This is a genomic window from Companilactobacillus jidongensis (genome assembly GCF_003946575.1).
GTDB lineage: Bacteria > Bacillota > Bacilli > Lactobacillales > Lactobacillaceae > Companilactobacillus > Companilactobacillus jidongensis.
On record NZ_RHOP01000017.1, the window covers coordinates 1 to 21,083 of the forward strand.

Here is a 21,083-nt window from a genome sequence, read left to right on the forward strand (position 1 = left end):
ACAAAATCATCCGCATTCTCAAATGAGAGTACGGATGATTTTTTATTTTTCAATACGGTCAGTTATTAGGTGCTTACTATATAAATATCAATGACGTTATATGATATTATCCTGCCCAAATAACAAAAAAAATCACGTATCCTGCAATAGGATACGTGATCAATTATTTTTATAACTTTACTTAATGAAGGCCGTGACAATTCCAGCAACAACAACTAACGCCAAACCTGATAAAACAGCTATCATTTCTTTTTTAGTTTTACTTTCATGAAGAATATAAATTCCACCGAGAGTGGCAATTACAACATTCATCTGTGAAAGTGTAAATCCAGTAGCCAGTCCATTGACGTCTGGTCTTGAAGAAATTAAGTATGTCAATGCAGCAAGTGCAAATGAAAATCCACTAATAAGATTAGTATAAGAGCTCTTAGTTGCGAATGGTTTTGTTTTACGATTTGATTTTGAGATCAAAGCGAATAATGTTGAGAAAACTGCCATACCTAATGCTTGTGGCAAGAATGCTTCAAATCCATTAACCGTAACTGCTTGAGGAAAAGCTGAATATCCTAAGTAACCTACAGCAGCAACTAATACTAAAAGAACACCACGTGTGACATCGCCATTAGCGACATCAGTTGAACTTGTTTTTTTCTCACTATATGTTGTCAAATATACACCAAAGATGATCATTGCTATTGATAAGAACCCAATAATTTTAGCAACATTTGAACTCCAGTTACCTAGGATAAATACTCCCCATAATGAAGTACTTACCAACTGAAATCCAGTAGAAATAGGCATTGTTCTTGAAACTCCCATTACTGAGAAAGCATAGAACACTAAAACTTGTCCTAATGACCAACTGGCACCCGATAAAAAAGTGAATAGAAATTCCTTACCACCAATCATAGGTGTTTGGTTGATCAATGCTACTACAATCGCCGCAATCAACGTACCATATGTAGTTCCAAGAATTTGGTTAACCGGTCTACCGCCAAATTTGCCGGTCAAGATTGGCATAACTCCCCAACCTATCATGGGCATAAGACCGATCAATAAGTTAACTGCACTCATTTAAAAAAACTCCCTTTTGTAATATAAACACCAATAAAAAACTGCCAGATCAAAAAATAATCCAGCAGTTTTGATGATGTAAAATATTATACCTGTTGACGGTAACGTTTTCAAGAAAACAGATTCATATTTCACAATTTATTTTTGCGTTTTCATAAATGAAACGCTTTCATAATTTTATCTTTAGAATTTTTCGTTTAGTGGTGGAACGATTTGCTTCTTACGTGAAACAACACCAGGTAATGATGCTTTGTTATCTTCTACCTTTGTATTAAGAGCATTTTCGAAAACAGATACAGCATTTTCATCACCCAAAATCAAACCAGTAGTGTCACTTGTCAAAATATTTGTAATTAATAGTACAAACAAGTTGTAACCTTCTGCTTTGTTTTCAGCATTGATATCAGCAGTAAATTCTGCTTCTCTCTTCAATGTTTCAGGAACATCAACTGTATTTACTTGAGCAATACGAACACTGTTGCCATTCATATCAAAACTCTTGGCATCCATATCAATTAATTCTTTAGTTGACTTACTGTCAAGGTTTGTACCAGCTTTTAGCATATCCAAGCCGTATGATTCATAATCAATTCCTGCGGTCATAGCCAAGCTTTCAACAGCAGCCTTATCTTGGTCAGTAGTTGTAGGTGACTTCAATAGAAGTGTATCTGAGATAATAGCTGATGCCATCATACCTGCAAGATTAGCAGGAATCTCAATCTCTTGTTCAGCATACATCTTCCAAAGGATAGTACTTGTACAGCCAAGTGGTTCTGCACGGTAGTACAACGGATTAGCAGTTTCGAAATTAGCAATTCTGTGGTGATCAACAACATGAGTAACATTTAAATCAGCAATATCATCTAAACTTTGTTGTTGCTCATTATGGTCAACAAGCATTACAGACTTAACTTCACCATTAGCAGCAGAGATAACTCTTGGGAACTTATAATTAAACTTGTCAAAAACAAATTTTGTTTCATCATTAGGTTCACCTAATGCAACAGCTTCAGTATTGAAGCCTCTTTCGTTTTGCAGATGTGAGTATGCAATAGCAGCAACAACAGCATCTGTATCTGGATTTTTGTGTCCGAAAACTAATTCTTTTTCCTTAGTCATTCTAAATTTCCCCTTTTTTAATTTATCTTGAAGACTTTAAACGATCGATATAATTCTTATTATTTAAGAAATTATCCCACTCGTCGAGAAATTCCTTGATCCTAGGAATTTTCTCTTTATCTTCCCGATATACAAATGATAATTCACTTGATACCGAAGGTTCAAGTGGTGTTTGATAAAGTTTAAACATTGACGCATGTGCAATACAAAAACTCAAAGGTAAAACAGTATAAATGTCCTCTGAACCTTGTGCAAATTTAAGCAATTGATATGGAGAAGAAAATCTGGCAACAACAGTTGGTTGATCTACCAAGGCATTTCTGAATTTTTCTTTTAGCAAGTCAGATAAATAGTAATCCTTTAAGTATGCAGCCCAGGGCTTCTCAATAGCATCTCTATAACTAGCAGTACCTTTTTTATAAATTCTTTCATCATTGTGTACTAAAACAATATCATCATTGATGATTTTCTTTGATTTATAGATTTTCCAGTTTTTGATGTTCTTATCAGGCAAATACATAATTGCTAAATCAATTCGATTGTTTTCAATATGATCCCAAATTTCCTTACGAGTAAGAAGATTAAGATCAATTTCAACATTAGGGTTGATTCGATTATATTCAACAATGAAATCTTCAATGACTACTGATTCTGCAGTGGATAACAACCCAATACTGATGGTACCAGTCTTATCAGATGATTCTTGTTGGATTTTGTCAGTTACTGAATTGATAACATCAAAAATCTCATGTGTTGCTTTCAAAAGTGATGTTCCAGCATCTGTTAAATAAATTTTTTTACCCATGCTATAAAACAACGGAACACCCACAACTCGTTCAATTTTTTTAATTTGCTGAGTCAACGCTGGCTGTGTAATGCCCAATGATTGAGCTGTTTTTGTATAGCTCATGTTTTTTGTTAATTCGTCAAAATAATTTAATGCTTTAGAACTAAATACGCGTCTTGATTTTTCGTCTAACAATAAGACGTCCTCCTAATCATTGTGAAAAGATATTTCTAATTCTATGGAACAATCATACTATACAAATTAGAAATAATCTTGTTGTATTTATTATTTTTCTATTACATTTTTCACAAATCTGATTGGATTTCCGTCAGTTTCTGGATCCATGACAAACGATCCATTCGAATATCTATCGGCATTCTGATGTGAACTCTCATCTAGTGAGATTTCTTGGTTAGTATCAGTAACTACAGACAACATCATTTCACTCGAAATATTAGTTACTAACGCCACTCGATGTGGTGCACGTTTTAACTCACGTAAGGTTAAGACCCCTCGTCTAGCACGACTAGTTGACGGGATCTCTGACAATTTCATCTGTTTATATGACCCACGTTGTGTCAACAACGCAATCTTGTCATTATCATCAGTTGTTAAGAAGTAACCTGCAAGTTCGTCATCATCTTTGAGACTCACGAACTTAACCCCGACTGCTTTACTACCAACCACTGGAACTTCACTGATTGGAAAAGCAGATGCATATGAATGCTCAGTAAAGACAAAAATCTGACCATTCTCATCTTCAGGAATGTAATATACATCCATAACTTTGGCATCATCAGCCTTCAACTTGCTGTATCGGCTGGCACGTGACTTATAAGTTCTACCAGGTAATAAATCGCTAAAAGCAACTTGTTTAATGTAATTCTCACTCGTACCAATCAAGAAAGTACCCTTCTCTTCCAAGCTCTTAAAGACGAAAGCTTTGAGAATCGATTCATTATTTGCCAAACCAATTTCCTGTGACAAATGGGAACCCGTATCCTTCCAACGATTGTCATCGACTTCAAAAATTTGTCGATAAATCATATTACCCTTATCAGTAAAAATGAATAAATGATCTAATGTATTTACTTCTTGATCAAGAATTGGGTAATCTTCATCCTTTAATCCATTATCTCCAGCATCTGAAGCTTGATAAGAACGCAAACTACTACGTTTTACGTAACCATCATGACTAACTAACAAACGCACATCTTCACTGGCAACTAGAACACTTGTGTCAACCTCAATGTCAGCAATTTTAGCCTCAATCTTAGTACGACGATCATCAGCGTAAGTGTCACGAACCTGGCGAAGTTCCTTTTTAATAACTTTCATCAAAGTTCCGTGATCATTGATGATCTTATCCAATGAAGTAATTTGATCAGTTAATTCTTTATTCTCTTTTTGAAGCTCAGTTACATCAGTATTAGTCAAACGATAAAGTTGTAACGATACAATAGCTTCAGCTTGATCCTCACTGAATTGATATTCTTTAACCAGATTATTCTTAGCATCTGACTTATTCTTACTACCACGAATGGTTTGGATAACTTTGTCCAAAATAGAAAGAGCCTTGATCAGACCTTCAACGATGTGCAAACGTTTCTTAGCTTTTTCCATGTCAAACTTACTACGTTTTAGAACAACATCTTCTTGATGCTTAACATATTCAGTTAGTATTTGAACCAAGCCAACTTGTTGTGGTCGCATATTAGCGATAGCAACCATATTGAAGTTATAAGAAATTTGCAAATCGGTATTTTTGAATAAATAGTTCAAAATACCTTGTGCATCAACATCTCGCTTCAATTCAACAACAATCGATAATCCTTGACGATCACTTTCATCTCGAACTTCAGCGATACCGTCAACCTTTTTAAGTACACGTGTCTCATCCATCTTCTTAACTAAGAGTGCCTTATTAACTTCATAAGGGATCTCAGTGATAACGATCTGTGACTTGTGTCCTCTGATTTCTTGAATCGATGTTTTAGAACGAAGAAATACTTTGCCTCGTCCGGTTTGATAAGCTTCACGAATACCTTCTGCACCTTGCAAAATACCACCAGTTGGAAAGTCTGGTCCTTTAACGATTTCCATTAAATCATCCAGTGTAGCGTTAGGCTTGTCGATCAACTTGATAGTTGCGTCAATAACTTCACCTAAGTTGTGCGGCGGAATCTCAGTAGCATAACCAGCCGAAATACCAGTTGCACCATTGACCAACAGATTAGGAAATCTAGCAGGCAATACCTTTGGTTCTTTTTCGGTATCATCAAAGTTCCACTCCATATCAACTGTAGCTTTGTTGATATCTCGTAACATTTCAGTAGAAATCTTACTTAGTCTAGCTTCGGTATAACGCATAGCAGCCGGTGGATCACCATCCATAGACCCATTGTTACCGTGCATTTCGATCAACGGATTACGTAATTTCCAATCTTGAGATAAACGAACCATTGCTTCATAAATTGAAGAGTCACCATGGGGATGGAAATTACCCATGACATTACCAACACCCTTGGCGGACTTTCTGAAGCCTTTATCAAAAGTATTTCCATCAACGAACATTGAGTACAAAATTCTTCTTTGTACTGGCTTCAAACCATCCCTAATATCAGGTAACGCTCTTTCTTGAATAATTGATTTTGAATATCTCTCAAAACGATCTCCCATTATTTTTTCTAATGGTAAGTCTTGAATTTTAGGAGAATTTTTAGCCAATATATATCACCTATTCCTTATTCAATAAATCATCAACGATTTTGTTATCAATTGGATCAGTCTCATCGACCTTTTCCAAAATATTGTCGCCCTCTTCAGTACCGTTGAATCGAACATTCTTTTCAATCCAATCACGTCTAGGCTTAACTTTATCACCCATCAATGTTGTAACCCGGCGTTCAGCTAAAGCAGCATCGTCGATATTGACACGAATTAAAATTCTTGATTCTGGATCCATTGTTGTATTCCACAACTGATCAGCATTCATTTCGCCAAGGCCCTTGAATCGTTGTAATTCGTATCCTTTACCCATTTCCTTGATAGCACTTTGTAACTCATCAGGAGTCCAACAGTACTTCATTTTTGTCTTTTCACCTTTGCCCTTTTGCAACTTGTACAAAGGTGGTAAGGCAATATAGACATGTCCGGCATCAACTAACGGTCTCATATAGCGATAGAAGAATGTCAGCAACAGAATCTGGATGTGAGAACCATCATCGTCGGCATCAGTCATAATAATTACCTTATCGTAATTACGATCTTCTAGTTTGAAGTCAGCGCCAACACCAGCTCCGATAGTATAAATCATTGTATTGATTTCTTCGTTTTTGTAAATCTCTTCAAGCTTTGCCTTTTGAGTATTCAAAACTTTACCACGTAATGGCAAGATAGCTTGGAACTTACGATCCCGACCTTGTTTAGCAGAACCACCAGCTGAATCACCCTCAACTAAGAATAGTTCATTCTTAGCAGCATTCTTCGATTGCGCTGGAGTAAGCTTTCCAGACAACAGACCATCGGTCTTTTTATTTTTCTTGCCATTTCTAGTAGTTTCACGTGCTTTTCTAGCTGCTTCACGTGCCTCACGCGCCTTCAGAGACTTCTTTACCAGAGTTTGGGCCTGTTCCCCATTCTCCATCAAATAAAAGCTCATCTGCTCGTATATTAGCTGATCTACAGCAGATCTGGCCTGTGGCGTTCCCAGTTTACCTTTAGTCTGACCTTCAAATTGAAGAATTTCTTCAGGAATACGTACTGAAATAATGGCTGAGAGTCCTTCACGGACATCACTACCTTCAAGATTCTTACTATTTTCCTTCAATAAGCCAACTTTTCTAGCATAATCATTGAATGCCTTAGTAAGTCCTGACTTCATACCAGATTCATGAGTACCACCATCAGCGGTTCTAACATTATTTACGAATGAAATAATATTCTCTGAATATCCGTCGTTGTATTGACCAGAAAATTCAATCTCCATATCTGAGTTAGTACCTTCAATATAGAAAATACCGCCGATAGTATCTTTATCTTCGTTTAGATACTTAACGAAAGATTGAATACCGTCTTCATAATGGAAAACGTCGTTCTTTTCTTCCTCACCACGTTTGTCTGTGATAGTGAACTTAACACCCTTAAGTAAGAAAGCTGATTCGCGTAGTCTTTCGGCTAACGTATCATAATTGTATTTAGTTGTTTGAAAGATACTAGCATCAGGTTTAAAACTGATTGTCGTACCACTATCTTCCTTAGTTGTTCCAGTCTTCTTGAGTGTTCCAACAGGATGACCACCATTTTCAAAACGTTCTTCGTATACCTTATGGTCACGTACAACACGTACAGTCATCCATTCAGATAATGCATTAACAACAGACGAACCAACACCGTGAAGTCCACCGGAAGTCTTATAACTATTCTCAGAGAACTTACCACCGGCATGAAGTACAGTTAAAATAACTTCAATTGTTGGTTTACCACTAGCGTGCATTCCTGTAGGCATACCACGTCCATGATCGACCACAGTAATACTACCGTCGTGATTGATTGTAACGTTTATTTCTTTTCCAAATCCTGATAGAGCTTCGTCAACCGCGTTATCAACGATTTCATAGACCAAGTGATGCAGTCCACGAGTATCAGTTGAACCAATGTACATACCTGGTCGCTTACGAACAGCTTCCAAGCCTTCCAAAATCTGGATTGACGAATCATCATAAGATGATTTTGGCATTTATATCATTCCTTTTTTATTAATTACTAGCTCGACATTTTACTATTATATCACTATATTTTACCACCTAAGAATCTTTTTGAACATATGTTCGATTTTTAGACTTTTACTTTTTAGTCGTTTTAGTAGATAATGTCTAAGTTGGTATTTGTTATTCGAAATAAAAATACCTTAGAGTTACAATATACCAAAAAATAAAACTTAGAGAGTGATTTTTAATATGAAACTTCTCATTTGTGCAATTTTAGCCTACCTAGTCGGCTCATTTCCAACCGCATACATAGTTGGTAAAATATTTTTCCATAAAAATATTTTTAACTACGGTAGTGGAAACGTCGGAACAACGAACGCATATCGAGTATTCGGTCCGTACGCAGGTACAGGAGTCTTAATAGTTGATATCTTGAAGGGAACCTTAGGAGCATTGATGCCCGTGTTCTTTGGACTTGATCATTATTTGATCTTATTCATCGGAATTTTTGCCGTAATTGGACATGTCTTTTCGATTTTTCTCAAATTCCGTGGTGGTAAAGCCGTCGCAACTAGTGCTGGTATCTTACTAGCATATAATCCATTGCTGTTTGTAATTTGCTTTATTTTCCTAGCAACAATCGTCTATGTTACTAGTATGGTCAGTGTAGCCAGTTTAACAACTGTTCTATTCTTCGCTATCGTATCATTTTTCTTGCACGATTGGGTCCTGACAACGGCGGCAGTGATTGTAACCATTATTGTGTATGTTCGTCACATACCAAATATTAAACGTTTGATTAAGGGTAAAGAAAATCTTGTCCCCATCGGATTAGCTTACAAGCGGCAACAAAAAAACGACCAAAAATAATTGGTCGTTTTTTATTTGGTCTACTTAATTGAAATACTAAAATATGCTTCAAATTGTTCACTAGGAGCCAATTTATTTACGCCATACTTAGTCTTGAAATTGTTGTCGCTGTCTTTTTTATCAGCAAGTCCCCACCATGGTTCGATACACATGAAGTTACCTGCATCAGGATAAGTTGACCACATACCGAAGTATTTGGAATTTCCTGTATCAAGAGTTAATTTGTGTTCTGATTTATCACTTGAAATTGATACTACAGCTGGATCATTCAAGCGATATACAACAGCATCGTCCTTGAATTCATCACGATTCATAGCAAAGTTTTGATTTTCGACTTTGTGTTCAGCATCAAGATCGATTTGGTGTTCCACGATAGGAATACTTGTTCTTGTTTCCGCTGGATCAACTTTAACGTTGAAATCTTCAAATTTAAGATCTTTGTCAAATGGTACTGAGAAACCAGGGTGTGCGCCAATATTGAAGTACATATCTTCTGATTTTTCGAGACTGTCAACTAAATAGCTAATTTGTACTGTATCCTTAACAAGTTGATAAATAACACTCAACTTGAAGTGGTATGGGTATTTAGCAAGACTTGCCTCACTTGTTGTAAGTGTTAAGACAAGTTTTGAATCTGTTTGTGACTCAAGAGCAAACTCTTGGTCTCTGGCAAATCCATGTTGTGTCATCTTGTATTCTTTGCCATCAACAAAATAATGGTCATCCTTTAAACGTCCAACAATTGGGAATAGAATTGGTGCATGTCTACCCCAGAAGTTTGAATCTGCTTGCCAAATGAACTCAATATCCTTGTCATCTTTGATGCTGCTTAATTCAGCACCCTTTGAATTGACTTTAACGGTTAAGAAGTCATTTTTTAATTCATACATTTCCATAGTCTTTCCCCCTAGAGAATATAACGCGATAGATCCTGATCATCGGCAATCTTGCCAATTTGTTCTTTGACATACTCACGAGTAATTGTAATATCACCCATTTGCATGTCTGGACCTTCATATAGAATATCTGCCAAAATCTTTTCTAGCACTGTTGCCAATCTTCTGGCACCAATGTTCTGATTAGTATTATTAAGGTTGAAAGCGATTTTTGCAATCTCTTCAACTGATTCTTTAGTAAAAGTTAAATGAATTCCATCTGCACGAGTCAATGCGACATATTGCTTCGTCAAAGCATTATCAGGCTTAGTTAAGATTTGAATGAAATCTGCCTCAGTCAAGTCTTGTAATTCAACACGAATTGGAAAACGTCCTTGTAATTCAGCAATCAAATCACTAGGTTTGCTTTCAGCAAAAGCTCCAGAAGCAATGAACAAAATATGATCTGTATTGACAGCACCATACTTAGTATTGATCTGCGAACCCTCAACAATAGGTAAAATATCACGTTGAACACCTTCACGAGAAACTTCACCAGAAGTCTTCTTGCTTCCAGCCGCAATCTTATCAAACTCGTCAATAAAGATAATTCCGTTATTTTGAGTACGTTCGATTGCTGATTGATAAATTTCATCATGATCAACACGTTTTTGTGATTCTTGCTGAATCAATAATTCACGTGCTTCACTAACTGTAAGTGTTCTAGTAATCATCTTCTTAGGCATCAAAGAATCCATCATGCCACTCATATCAAGACCCATTTGAGCCATTTGGTCGTTCATAGGATTAACTTTACGTGATTCTTCAACCTTAATTGTAACTTCGTGATCCTCAAGTAAGCCCTTGTCCAACTGTTCCTTGACTGATAGTCGTTGATCGCGTACTTCATCAGTTACATCTGCATTACTATCTGGGTCTTCATCATTATTTTGACCACCCATAGCTTCTTGCAAGTTTGATGAGTTTTGAAGGTTGTTCAACATAGACATAAAGTCCATATTGTTATTTTCTTGGCGACGTTCCTTCTTGATACCAGGAACTAGTAGCTTAACTAACTTTTTATCAACATCGCGACGAACTTCTGGACGAATTTCATCGAATTTTTCTTTTTCTTCCATCGTAACCGCAACGTCGACCAAATCACGAACCATTGATTCAACATCACGTCCAACGTAGCCAACTTCAGTAAATTTAGTAGCTTCAACTTTTACGAATGGAGCCTTAACAACTTTAGCCAGACGTCGAGCAATTTCGGTTTTACCAACACCAGTTGGTCCAATCATCATCAAGTTCTTTGGAGTAATTTCTTGTTGTAATTTCTTTGGGACTTGCATACGACGATAACGATTGTACAATGCAATCGCAACAGCCTTTTTAGCATCGTCCTGTCCAATAATATAATTATCCAATTGAGCGACTATTTCTTTAGGTGTTAAAATGTTGTCCATTTATTACTCTCCAATTTAAAATTTGTCTGAAATAATATTATCGTTTGTAAAAATATCGATTCCTGAAGCAATCTTGATCGATTCACGAGCAATTTGTTCTGCATCCATGTCATTTGCATGTCGTTGCATTGCAATCGCTGCGGCTTGAGCAAAATTGCCACCAGAACCGATCGACACGACATCTTCATCTGGTTCGATGATCTCACCACTACCAGAAATCAACAATAAGTTATCCTTATCCATTGCAATCAACATAGCTTCAAGTTTTTGAAGAGTTGGATCTTTTCTCCAATCTTGGGCCAATTCAACGGCAGCACGTTTAAGGTTGCCTGAATATGATTTCAATTTCTTTTCTAACCAATCTTGCAATGTAATGGCATCAGCAACGCCACCGGCGAAACCAATAATAACTTGATCATCAAAGATACGTCTGATCTTGTGTGCTGAGCCCTTCATAATGAATTTCTCGCTTAATGTAACTTGTCCATCACCAGCAATAGCTGTATGGCCATCATGTTTAACTGCAACAATAGTAGTCATTTATTTACCTGCCTTACCTTGGAAAATATTTTTTATAGTCTTTTTGTAGATGTTCCATCGTCACATGTGTATAAATCTGTGTCGTTGAAAGACTAGAGTGTCCAAGTAATTCCTGAACAGTTCTCAAATCAGCTCCATGATCCAACATGTGGGTGGCAAAAGTATGACGAATCATATGGGGATGAATATCTGAAGTCAAACTAGTTTTTTTGATAACTTGATTCAAAATATATTCAATTCCACGACTAGTCAGACCCTTGCCACGATTATTAACAAACACAAATTGATGGTCCTGTTTACCAGCGGCCATCAATTTTTTTCTGCCGTCATCGATATAACATTTTAGTGCATTATTTGAATAACTCCCGAAAGGAACATAGCGATCCTTATCACCTTTACCATGTACTAGAACAATGCCATTAGTGAAGTCCAATTGGTCTAATTTTAAATTGGCGCATTCACTAACACGCATTCCTGTAGCATATAGTAGCTCTAATAAAGCTGAGTTTCTTTCAGAAAGAGAGTCATCACCCTTTACAGCTTCAAACAGCTGATTCATTTCCTTTTCATAAAAGAAACGTGGTAATTTTCTCCCTTTGTGACGAAGTTGAACCAAATCAAATGGGTTAGTTTTGATGAACTTATTACGAAGCATAAAGTTATAAAACGAACGCAACGCAGAAATTCTCCTAGCCACAGTTTCATCAGCATAATCTTTTTCATCCAGATAAGTTAAGTATGTTTCAACGTCGACCCGGTTAACTATCGTAAAACCTTTGAAACCACCATTTTGATTCAAAAATTTCACAAAATTATTAATATCTTCTAAATAAGAATTTTTGGTATCTTCAGAATAATGATGATTGATCATCAAATAATCAATAAATTTATCAACTAAATCTTGTTCTATCACTATTTTTGAACCTGTTCTTCATAGTCGCCGTTTGGACAGATAACTTGACGACCACCCTTAACTTTCTTTTCAACTAGATAGTGACCATCTTTAGGACAATCACGACCAATTGGTTTATCCCATGAGACAAAGTCACAATCAGGATATCTTGAACAACCGTAAAAAATACGATTCTTCTTAGATTTTCTTTCAATAACTTGTCCCTCTTTACACTTAGGACAAATTACACCAATCTCCTTAACGATCGGCTTAGTATTACGACAATCGGGAAATCTTGAACAAGCATAGAATTTACCATAACGTCCCATTTTGATAACCATTGGTGCACCACAGATATCACAATCCATACCTGCTGGTTCATCTTTGATCTGAACTTTTTCAATCTTACTCTCGGCTGATTCAAGTTCTTTGGCGAATGGCTTATAGTAATGATCAACAACTTGAACCCAATCTTCTTTACCCTCTTCAATTTCATCAAGTTCATCTTCTAGATGAGCTGTAAAGTCGATATTAACAACATCGGGGAAATAATCTTGAATCAAGTTATCAACGATCTCACCAAGTTCTGTGGGTTCAAAACTCTTACCGTTTAATTTAACGTAATAACGTCTCTGAATGGTATCAATTGTTGGGGCATATGTTGAAGGACGACCAACACCATTCTCTTCCAATGCCTTAACAAGTGAAGCTTCAGTAAATCTTGCTGGTGGCTGTGTGAAATGTTGTGCTGGATCATTTGATTGAAGTTTTGCTTTATCGCCTTCGTTCAATTCAGGAAGGATATTGTCCCTCTTGTTTGATTCGGAAGTGCTTTGGTAAACCTTATGATAACCTTCAAACTTAATTTTTGAACCATTAGCTCGGAACATTACACCATTTTGAGTTAAATCAACTGTCATTGTGTCATAAACAGCTGGTGTCATTTGACTGGCAACGAATCTTGACCAAATCAATTCGTACAAACGATATTGATCACGACTAAGGATTTCTTTGAGTGACTTAGGTGTACGTAAAACTGAAGATGGACGGATAGCTTCATGGGCATCTTGGGCACCTTCTTGATTCTTATCTTTACGCATTTTAACTGCTGCGAATGGTTCACCATATTCAGCGTGAATGAATTCAGATGCTTCTGTTTGAGCAACTTTAGAAATACGCTTGGAGTCAGTACGCATATAAGTAATTAAACCTACAGTACCTTCTTTACGACCAAGATTAATTCCCTCATAAAGTTGTTGTGCAATCATCATTGTCTTTCTAGTCTTAAAATTCAACTTACGGTTAGCTTCTTGTTGAAGTGAACTAGTTGTAAATGGTGCAGCAGGGAATCTCTTGCGTTCTTTCTTTGTAACTTTTTCAATATCAAAATCGTCTTTTTTATTGATACGTCCAAGAATATCTTGAACTTGATCGTTATCTTTTAATTCTAATTTTTTGTGATCGATTCCATAAAAATTAGCTTTAAATTTGTCCTTACCGTGTTGGAACATTGATTCAATCGTCCAATACTCTTCCGGTACAAACTTCTTAATGTCTTTTTCTCGTTCAATAACTAGTTTTAACGCGATGGATTGAACACGTCCGGCACTCAGGCCTTTTTTAACCTTTGCCCAAAGGATTGGTGAGATGGAATAACCAACCAATCTATCAAGCACACGGCGCGCCTGTTGAGCATCAACCAAATTCATATCAATACTACGAGGTGACTTGAACGCTTGTTTAACTGTATCCTTGGTGATTTCGTTAAATACAACACGATTCTTACCATCAACATCCAAACCTAATAAATGGGAAACATGCCATGCAATGGCTTCTCCCTCACGATCCGGATCGGCTGCCAGATAAACTCGTTTGGCCTTTTTTGCCTCTTTCTTCAAATCTTTAATAACAGGGCCCTTACCACGAATAGAAATATACTTTGGTTCATAGTCATGATCGATATCGACACCCATTTGACTCTTAGGTAAGTCACGAACATGGCCTAAACTAGCAACAACGTGATAATTACGTCCCAAATACTTTTCAATTGTTTTTGCTTTTGAAGGTGATTCAACAATCACCAAGTTCTTTTGTTTCGCTGGCACGTAAAGTGCTCCTTTCTGAATGAAGCAATTAAAAACTGTTCAATATATTATATTATTTTTTAAAATTGTCAATTCAAATGATACATTTAATTACTTAATTGCGAAAGCGTTATCTACAATTCGTTGAAATTAATTAACGGAATTGCGCCCTCTTCGATTAATTTATTGCATCCCCGAGAGAGTGTATCATCAATTCTTCCAGGTATCGTATAGACATCACGATTCTCCTGAAGCGCAATTTCTGCGGTTATCAATGATCCACTGCGCTCTTTGGCTTCAGTTACGATCACCTTTTGACTGACACCTGCGATTATACGGTTTCGCTGAGGAAAATGCCACCTTCTTATATGACACCCTGGTGGATATTCGCTAATTACCAGGCCAAATTTAAAAATAGCATCCTGTAATTTTTTATTATTGGTTGGATAATAATCATCAAGGCAATTACCTACTATAGCAATTGTATCAGTATGATTTTTCAACGCTGTTTCATGTGCCCAACCATCGACCCCTTTGGCCAGTCCACTGACTACAGTATACTTTCCTTTGATTCTGGGAATGAGCCCATTGATGCAACGATAACTGTATTCTGAAGCCTCTCTTGCTCCAACTATTGCAATACAATCGGTCTTCAACAAGTCAATATTTCCACGATAAAATAATAACGCAGGAGGATTATAAATCTCTCTTAAAATATCAGGATATTCGTCACTCAGGTAATTTATCGCTAAAATATCAGATACCCTTTGTTGCCTAAATAATAGAAGAAACTGGTTAAATTTTTCCAATCCCCATTTATTTTTTAAGAACAAAAAAGCATCTTGTTCCAGATTATCACTATTTTGGGAAATTTTGATAATTTTAAGCATTTCTTGATTTGATATCATCATCGTTAGACGACATTTAATTAATAAATCATTCAGTTTAATTGTTTTCATATAAAAAACCACCTTCATAATTAAATTACGAAAATGGTGTTTAATATAACTTATTTGTTTTACGAACCGGCGAAAAGCTTAAACGATGAATTGGGGTTCTACCATATTCATCCAAAGCATGTAAGTGTTCTTTAGTCCCATATCCGTCATTCTTCAAAAATCCAAACTCAGGGTAGAGCTTATCATACGCACCCATTAATCTATCTCTGGACACTTTTGCAACGATACTAGCGGCCCCAATACTCAAAGACTTGGAATCGCCCTTAATCAGCTTTGTTTGACCAATATTGACCGGAATAGTCATAGCATCGACCAAAATATGATCTGGTTTCAAATATAAATGATCAATTGCATCTTTCATTACCAATTCTGTCGCATGATAAATATTTTCCTGATCAATCAATTGCGGACTTCCAATGCCAATACTGATATCAATTGCTTGCTCACAAATTTGACGATAAATCATATCACGCTTCTTAGCAGTCAGCTTCTTGGAATCATCCACCTCATACAAAGTATTGTCGGCAGGCAAAATAACCGCTGCAGTGACAACTGGACCGGCCAATGGACCACGTCCGACTTCATCTACACCAGCAACCGTTAAGCCATGATTCCAATAATCCCGTTCTAAAAATTCTTTTTTATGAAACCTTTCGATCAATTCGCCTTTTTGCTGTTCTCTTTTAAAATATTGCGTCAGTAATTTTTGAACACCAGTCCGTTTATCATCCGCTAATAACTCAAGATCTTTTTGATCAACAGCACCAGCCAATAGATTCTTAACGTCCTTAATGGTCAATTTATTCTTCATAAAATTCACCTGGAACATCTAACGTAATGCGTCCCAATTTTAGTTTACGAATATCGTCAATGATACGTCTAGAAGCACGATCATAATCCTCATTATAACCAAATTTCTCAGTCAAATGCACCAGCAGTTCAGGTGTTGTGTGGTTAAACAAATCAGACTTATCTAAATTATAACCATCGATCAAACGATCTAAATAATGTGTTTCAAGAAAGTTCAACGCATAAATAGCTACATCATCAGGTGCATAAATTTGATCCTTAATAGCACCCGATAGTGCTAATTTCATCCCAACTTTAGGATCATCAATTTTAGGCCACAAGATTCCTGGTGTATCTAACAAATCAATATCATACTTTGTTTTTAACCAATTTTGGTTTTTGGTAACACCAGGTTTGTTACCTGTTACTGCAACATTTTTACCAACTATTCGATTTAGGATAGTTGATTTACCAACGTTAGGAATTCCGATACACATTGCTTTAATACGGTAATTCTTGACGCCACTGTTTTCATACTTAGCAATTTTATCGGCAAGTTCTTGATGTATAACAGAATTGATTTTGCCTAATCCCTTGTTATGCTTAGCATCTAGTTCAATCGCTGGAGTACCTTCTTGTTCAAAGTTTAACTTCCAGTCATTAGTCAACTTAGGATCAGCTAAATCAGCCTTATTCAAAATAATGATATGCTTCTTTTGATCAATAATCTGTTCCAATACTGGATTTCTAGAGCTAAAGGGCAAACGTGCATCAACAATTTCAAGCACGATATCAACCATTTTCAGTCGATCTTGTACTTGGTTTTTTGCTTTGTTCATATGTCCTGGATACCATTGTAAAACCATATTTATCACCTATTTTCTATCTGTGTCTTGATACTTTTGATATGCTTCATCAAAAATCGTCATGCTTGGCAAATAACCAGCATTCAATTCAAGATAATTGGATATTTTTTCGTAATTTGTTTCTTGCTTAGGAAAAGATTGATCGCGGTGAGCATTTGCAGCAAATTCTGCTTCTGGCTCAGTACTGTCCGCGTTTCTTAACGTCATTAAAAACTCATAAAAGCTGCGTTTCATTACTCCTCCTCATAAAAACGATTATTGTTTACTAGTAATCTTTTCATTCATAATATCAAATTGAAGTTTATTATTCTTCAAATCAATCTTTTTCGCACGAATACCGTAACCTTCTTTGGTAGTATATTTAGTAAACTTAAGTAAAATTGTTTTGTCTTTGCTGTTTACACTGACCCAATCAGGAATTTTGAAACTATTATTGATGTAATTCATAACAAATGCAATCGGTAATGATAGTTCACCAATTTTTATATTCTTAGCCTTTAATAGAACATCGCCATTTGTTTTGGCATATGGTTGCATAACTAATGTAAAATGAATTTTTGATCCTAAAAATGCAATCGCTCCACTTAATTCAGCATCATTTTTCAATTTTAATTGATATTCGGTCTTACCATCGTTTAAGGTATTCTTCAAGTAATACTGAGCCATTTTGTTGGCTTCATCTTTGTTCATATTTACAGTAAAGACTTTGTCATTTTGTGACTCAATTTGCGACGAAACTTTGTATGTCTCACTTGGTGAACTCAAAACTTTAGTTCCTAAAATTCCTAATCCAACAACCAAAACAGCCACTAGTGCAATAAATGCATATTTCCAATAATTTTTATTCTTCATAACTATTTAATCAGCCATTCCTTCGATGTTTTACTTACTTCTTCAAAAACTTTAGCAGTCATCATATCATAACCTTTTCCATTTGGATGGAAATGATCTTCTTTAAACAGATATGGATTTACACCATTCTTTTTAACTGCCTTCATTGCCTTATTAGACATATAAAGATTATTAATATCAATAAAGTAAGTATCATTTACAGTCGCAGCCACTTCTGCTGAACCTTTATTCCAATTGATAAATGCTGTTTTCGCGTCTTTAATATTTGATAAATAAATACTAAAAGGATTATAAATACCAATCAAATAAATTGGTGCATCCTTATTATAACTTCTGATATCAGACAACAATTGCTTCAAACGTTCATCAAACTGCGTCTGTTCATTACTAATATCATTAGCAGTTAAATCAATTCCCTTACGTTGAAGTAAGTGCATGAAGTCATTACCACCCACAGTAACCGTAATAATATCAGCATTGGGTAAATCTTTGTGCATTTTATCATCATTTTGAATTCGCGTCATAATTTGGTTACTAGTATCACCAGAAACACCATAATTATAGGCATTAGTTTTTACTTTGTACTTGTCAGCAACATCTTTCCTCAACCGTGTGACATATCCACCACCGACTGACTTAGAATCTCCAATGCCTTCGGTCAAAGAATCACCAACAGCTACAATATTGATCTTAGTTTTTTTAGGAATAACCTTTTTCTTTTTTTTAGCGACTTTTTCAGTCTCATTGGTATTAGAAGTCTGGTTGTTAGTTTTGGATTGAGTAAAATAATAACCTAGTCCACCGCCAATTACTACTAAAACAATCACAATTGCTGTGATCCAAATACTCTTTTTCTTCATATATTAATCCATCTTTCAAAAAAAGCTGATGTTATCATCAGCTTTTACTCTGTATAAAATTCAATTGCGAATGCTCCTGAACCAGCATGTGTTGCAATAACTGGACTAGTTACTCTAATAAGTAAAGGAACATCAGGTACGATTTCTTTAAGTTTATCTTTGAGCTCATTAACATAATCTAACTTGTCAACGTATGAAATACCAATTGCCTTGATATTTTCTAAGCTTTTGATTTCTTCCATGACATTATTCATGTACTTTTCAATTGTCTTACGACCACGTCCACGCTTAGCAATGTCCAGACTATTATTTTTCAACGTCAAAACAAGATGAATATTAAGTAAGGTTGACAATGTGCCCGCAAAGCGACTCAAACGCCCACCACGTAAGATATTTTCAATACTTGTTACACCCATATACAAATATGTGTGATCACGAAGTACTTCAATAGCTTGTTTGATTTCTTCAATTGATTTACCCTCTTGTGCAAGTTGAGCAGCACGGATAACTTGAAACGCCAAGGCACGATCAGTGAATTCTGTATCAACAACTTCCATGTGACGATCAGTCATTTCAGCCACTTGTCTAGCAGCATTAACAGTTCCACTAATTGCTTCAGTCATATTCAATGAAAGAATATCAGTGTAGTCAGCAGGAACTTCATCAATAACATTCATAAAAGTACCGATTGAAGGTTGAGATGTTTTTGGTAATTCATTTGAAGAATCCATTTCTTTAACGAATTCCTCACGAGTTATATCGACCCCATCAATGTAAGTATTGCCATCAATATTAATTGTAAGTGGAACAACACTAATATTGTACTTTTCAATTTCTTCTTTGGTGATTTGTACCGACGAATCGGTAAGGATTTTTACTTTGCTCATTTTATCCCTCTTTCATAGGGTTTTCATTATTATCGCTTAAATTATAACAGATTTGAACCGTTATATTAAATGTTATTGATATATCAACGTTTTTGAGATTTTATTAAAAATTCAATAATACAAAAGCATATTCATAAATATTAACATCTTTTTCTATTATATTATACTTACTTCAATTATTGAAAATAAAAATGAGCTTTCATCTTATTAATTGAAAGCCCATCGATTGTTATGCTGTATCAGTTACTTATGACCAAAATTAAGTTAGAATGTAGTAAAGAAGCAGGAAAGTTGGTCTTAAGATTGGCTAAAAAAGTTAAAGCATTTACTAGAAGATACATTATTACAAACGAAATTTTCAGTGCTATCACCCATGGAATCGGAATAATTTTGGCAATAATCGGCTCTGTATTTTTACTGATCAAGGGTTTTAAGCAAGGTGACCCATTAGCAATTACCGCGTATTTTATCTACGCTTTCACTTTGTTCTTCCTATATTTGAGTTCAACACTCTTTCATAGTCTATATTTCACCAAAGCAAAGGCTGTATTTCAAATATTTGACCACAGTTCGATTTTTCTGATGATTGCTGGCACGTACACGCCTTTTTGCTTAGTCGCTCTCAGAGGCTCAGCATTTGGAATTATAATCTTGTCAGCAATTTGGATATTAGCGATTCTTGGGATTCTTTATAAAATATTCAATATTGGTAAATTCAAATACCTAGAAACACTACTCTATGTCCTAATGGGTTGGGCAATCGTCATTGCAATGAAACCACTCTACCATTCAATTGGTGCAACTGGAATCTGGTTGTTAGTTGCTGGCGGTATTGCCTTCACATTAGGTGCATGCTTGTATCTGATGAAGAATCTCAAGTACATCCACGTCATTTGGCATATATTTGTGATGATAGGCACAGCATTAATGTACTTTTCAGTTTATTTTTACGTTTAAATTTTATCGTAAGTTTCGAAGGTGTACGGATAGATATTCTTATCATCCACAGCACCTTCTTTTTTTTCGGTCAATTTGAACTTGTTATAATCCAAATCAATCATCTTAACATCACCGTCAAATTCATGATCAATGCGAGTTAAGTATAATCGATCTACTTCATCTTTGAACATCTCAAAAATACTAGCTCCACCAATTACCATAACTTCTTCGTCATCTTGGACATAGTCAGATAATCTATTCTTATCCGTTAAAACGACAACGGATTCAGGAACTTGATAGTCTGAATTGCGTGATATCACAATATTCAAACGATTTGGTAATGGACCATTTGGAAAACTTTCATAGGTTTTCCGACCCATGACGATTGTGTGATGTGCTGTTACATCTCTAAAGTGTTTCAAATCATTTGGCATTGACCATGGTAATGTACCGTTTTTACCAATAACGTGATTTTGATCCTCAGCCCATACAAAACTAATAATCATCTATTT

At 35.7% G+C, this 21,083-nt stretch carries 20 protein-coding genes; 2 read left to right on the plus strand and 18 right to left on the minus strand.

Annotation, left to right across the window (positions count from 1 at the left end):
- Positions 1-177 precede the first annotated feature (177 nt).
- The 5 genes from rbsU to parE form a co-directional block, all read right to left on the minus strand.
- The gene (gene rbsU, locus EKM68_RS10260; RefSeq protein WP_125590429.1) at positions 178-1,074 is read right to left on the minus strand and encodes a ribose/proton symporter RbsU; all 897 of its coding nucleotides are present in this window, start codon (positions 1,072-1,074) and stop codon (positions 178-180) included.
- Positions 1,075-1,257: 183 nt separating this feature from the next.
- Positions 1,258-2,193: a manganese-dependent inorganic pyrophosphatase gene (locus EKM68_RS10265; RefSeq protein WP_125590431.1), complete on the minus strand. Its 936-nt coding sequence runs from the start codon at positions 2,191-2,193 to the stop codon at positions 1,258-1,260.
- A gap of 22 nt (positions 2,194-2,215) precedes the next feature.
- Complete coding sequence (locus tag EKM68_RS10270; protein ID WP_125590437.1) at positions 2,216-3,175, minus strand: LysR family transcriptional regulator; 960 nt, start codon at positions 3,173-3,175, stop codon at positions 2,216-2,218.
- Between the two features lie 90 nt (positions 3,176-3,265).
- On the minus strand, positions 3,266-5,707 hold the full coding sequence (gene parC / locus EKM68_RS10275; RefSeq protein WP_125590439.1) for a DNA topoisomerase IV subunit A: 2,442 nt from the start codon (positions 5,705-5,707) through the stop codon (positions 3,266-3,268).
- Between the two features lie 10 nt (positions 5,708-5,717).
- Positions 5,718-7,718 carry a DNA topoisomerase IV subunit B gene (parE, locus tag EKM68_RS10280; protein WP_125590441.1) on the minus strand — a complete coding sequence of 667 codons (2,001 nt, stop codon included), beginning with the start codon at positions 7,716-7,718 and terminating at the stop codon, positions 5,718-5,720.
- Between the two features lie 220 nt (positions 7,719-7,938).
- On the opposite strand from parE, the gene plsY reads away from it, so the two are divergent.
- Positions 7,939-8,559 (plus strand): glycerol-3-phosphate 1-O-acyltransferase PlsY, encoded by a 621-nt coding sequence (gene plsY / locus EKM68_RS10285; RefSeq protein ID WP_191987383.1) that lies wholly within the window; start codon positions 7,939-7,941, stop codon positions 8,557-8,559.
- A gap of 20 nt (positions 8,560-8,579) precedes the next feature.
- Here the strand turns inward: plsY and EKM68_RS10290 are convergent, their stop codons facing one another.
- The 12 genes from EKM68_RS10290 to EKM68_RS10345 all read right to left on the minus strand — a co-directional run bounded on the left by EKM68_RS10290 (position 8,580) and on the right by EKM68_RS10345 (position 19,632).
- Positions 8,580-9,455 (minus strand): aldose 1-epimerase family protein, encoded by an 876-nt coding sequence (locus EKM68_RS10290; protein ID WP_125590443.1) that lies wholly within the window; start codon positions 9,453-9,455, stop codon positions 8,580-8,582.
- 11 nt (positions 9,456-9,466) lie between these two features.
- A complete protein-coding gene (gene hslU, locus EKM68_RS10295) occupies positions 9,467-10,903 on the minus strand; it encodes an ATP-dependent protease ATPase subunit HslU (RefSeq protein ID WP_125590445.1) in 1,437 nt (478 codons plus the stop codon).
- A 15-nt stretch (positions 10,904-10,918) separates the two neighbouring features.
- Entirely contained in the window at positions 10,919-11,443 is a 525-nt protein-coding gene (gene hslV / locus EKM68_RS10300; protein WP_125590447.1) for an HslVU peptidase proteolytic subunit, read from the minus strand.
- Between the two features lie 13 nt (positions 11,444-11,456).
- Positions 11,457-12,356 (minus strand): tyrosine recombinase XerC, encoded by a 900-nt coding sequence (gene xerC, locus EKM68_RS10305; RefSeq protein WP_125590449.1) that lies wholly within the window; start codon positions 12,354-12,356, stop codon positions 11,457-11,459.
- Complete coding sequence (topA, locus tag EKM68_RS10310) at positions 12,356-14,440, minus strand: type I DNA topoisomerase (RefSeq protein ID WP_125590451.1); 2,085 nt, start codon at positions 14,438-14,440, stop codon at positions 12,356-12,358. Before topA ends, xerC begins: the two co-directional genes overlap by 1 nt.
- Positions 14,441-14,553: 113 nt before the next feature.
- Positions 14,554-15,378, minus strand: coding sequence for a DNA-processing protein DprA (gene dprA / locus EKM68_RS10315; protein ID WP_125590453.1), 825 nt, complete (start codon positions 15,376-15,378; stop codon positions 14,554-14,556).
- 40 nt (positions 15,379-15,418) lie between these two features.
- On the minus strand, positions 15,419-16,189 hold the full coding sequence (locus EKM68_RS10320) for a ribonuclease HII (RefSeq protein ID WP_125590455.1): 771 nt from the start codon (positions 16,187-16,189) through the stop codon (positions 15,419-15,421).
- Positions 16,179-17,033, minus strand: coding sequence for a ribosome biogenesis GTPase YlqF (ylqF, locus tag EKM68_RS10325; RefSeq protein WP_125590457.1), 855 nt, complete (start codon positions 17,031-17,033; stop codon positions 16,179-16,181). The genes EKM68_RS10320 and ylqF overlap by 11 nt, the downstream gene beginning before the upstream one ends.
- 9 nt (positions 17,034-17,042) lie before the next feature.
- Positions 17,043-17,267: a YozE family protein gene (locus tag EKM68_RS10330; RefSeq protein WP_125590459.1), complete on the minus strand. Its 225-nt coding sequence runs from the start codon at positions 17,265-17,267 to the stop codon at positions 17,043-17,045.
- 21 nt (positions 17,268-17,288) lie between these two features.
- Entirely contained in the window at positions 17,289-17,885 is a 597-nt protein-coding gene (locus EKM68_RS10335) for a YpmS family protein (protein WP_125590461.1), read from the minus strand.
- A gap of 2 nt (positions 17,886-17,887) precedes the next feature.
- A complete protein-coding gene (locus EKM68_RS10340) occupies positions 17,888-18,745 on the minus strand; it encodes a GDSL-type esterase/lipase family protein (protein WP_125590463.1) in 858 nt (285 codons plus the stop codon).
- A gap of 44 nt (positions 18,746-18,789) precedes the next feature.
- The gene (locus EKM68_RS10345) at positions 18,790-19,632 is read right to left on the minus strand and encodes a DegV family protein (RefSeq protein ID WP_125590465.1); all 843 of its coding nucleotides are present in this window, start codon (positions 19,630-19,632) and stop codon (positions 18,790-18,792) included.
- A 303-nt stretch (positions 19,633-19,935) separates the two neighbouring features.
- On the opposite strand from EKM68_RS10345, the gene trhA reads away from it, so the two are divergent.
- Positions 19,936-20,589 carry a PAQR family membrane homeostasis protein TrhA gene (trhA, locus tag EKM68_RS10350; RefSeq protein WP_225422995.1) on the plus strand — a complete coding sequence of 218 codons (654 nt, stop codon included), beginning with the start codon at positions 19,936-19,938 and terminating at the stop codon, positions 20,587-20,589.
- On the opposite strand, the gene EKM68_RS10355 is transcribed toward trhA, so the two are convergent.
- Positions 20,586-21,077: a dihydrofolate reductase gene (locus EKM68_RS10355; protein ID WP_225422996.1), complete on the minus strand. Its 492-nt coding sequence runs from the start codon at positions 21,075-21,077 to the stop codon at positions 20,586-20,588. The two genes, trhA and EKM68_RS10355, sit on opposite strands and share 4 nt — an antisense overlap.
- Positions 21,078-21,083 lie beyond the last annotated feature (6 nt).

What these genes read in the sequence shown, in the direction of transcription:
- rbsU (WP_125590429.1), bottom strand. Translation starts at nt 1,074, where the DNA reads ATGAGTGCAGTTAACTTATTGATCGGTCTTATGCCCATGATAGGTTGG.
- EKM68_RS10265 (WP_125590431.1), bottom strand. Translation starts at nt 2,193, where the DNA reads ATGACTAAGGAAAAAGAATTAGTTTTCGGACACAAAAATCCAGATACA.
- parE (WP_125590441.1), bottom strand. Translation starts at nt 7,718, where the DNA reads ATGCCAAAATCATCTTATGATGATTCGTCAATCCAGATTTTGGAAGGC.
- plsY (WP_191987383.1), top strand. Translation starts at nt 7,939, where the DNA reads ATGAAACTTCTCATTTGTGCAATTTTAGCCTACCTAGTCGGCTCATTT.
- EKM68_RS10290 (WP_125590443.1), bottom strand. Translation starts at nt 9,455, where the DNA reads ATGGAAATGTATGAATTAAAAAATGACTTCTTAACCGTTAAAGTCAAT.
- hslU (WP_125590445.1), bottom strand. Translation starts at nt 10,903, where the DNA reads ATGGACAACATTTTAACACCTAAAGAAATAGTCGCTCAATTGGATAAT.
- hslV (WP_125590447.1), bottom strand. Translation starts at nt 11,443, where the DNA reads ATGACTACTATTGTTGCAGTTAAACATGATGGCCATACAGCTATTGCT.
- dprA (WP_125590453.1), bottom strand. Translation starts at nt 15,378, where the DNA reads ATGAAAACAATTAAACTGAATGATTTATTAATTAAATGTCGTCTAACG.
- EKM68_RS10320 (WP_125590455.1), bottom strand. Translation starts at nt 16,189, where the DNA reads ATGAAGAATAAATTGACCATTAAGGACGTTAAGAATCTATTGGCTGGT.
- ylqF (WP_125590457.1), bottom strand. Translation starts at nt 17,033, where the DNA reads ATGGTTTTACAATGGTATCCAGGACATATGAACAAAGCAAAAAACCAA.
- EKM68_RS10330 (WP_125590459.1), bottom strand. Translation starts at nt 17,267, where the DNA reads ATGAAACGCAGCTTTTATGAGTTTTTAATGACGTTAAGAAACGCGGAC.
- EKM68_RS10335 (WP_125590461.1), bottom strand. Translation starts at nt 17,885, where the DNA reads ATGAAGAATAAAAATTATTGGAAATATGCATTTATTGCACTAGTGGCT.
- EKM68_RS10340 (WP_125590463.1), bottom strand. Translation starts at nt 18,745, where the DNA reads ATGAAGAAAAAGAGTATTTGGATCACAGCAATTGTGATTGTTTTAGTA.
- EKM68_RS10345 (WP_125590465.1), bottom strand. Translation starts at nt 19,632, where the DNA reads ATGAGCAAAGTAAAAATCCTTACCGATTCGTCGGTACAAATCACCAAA.
- EKM68_RS10355 (WP_225422996.1), bottom strand. Translation starts at nt 21,077, where the DNA reads ATGATTATTAGTTTTGTATGGGCTGAGGATCAAAATCACGTTATTGGT.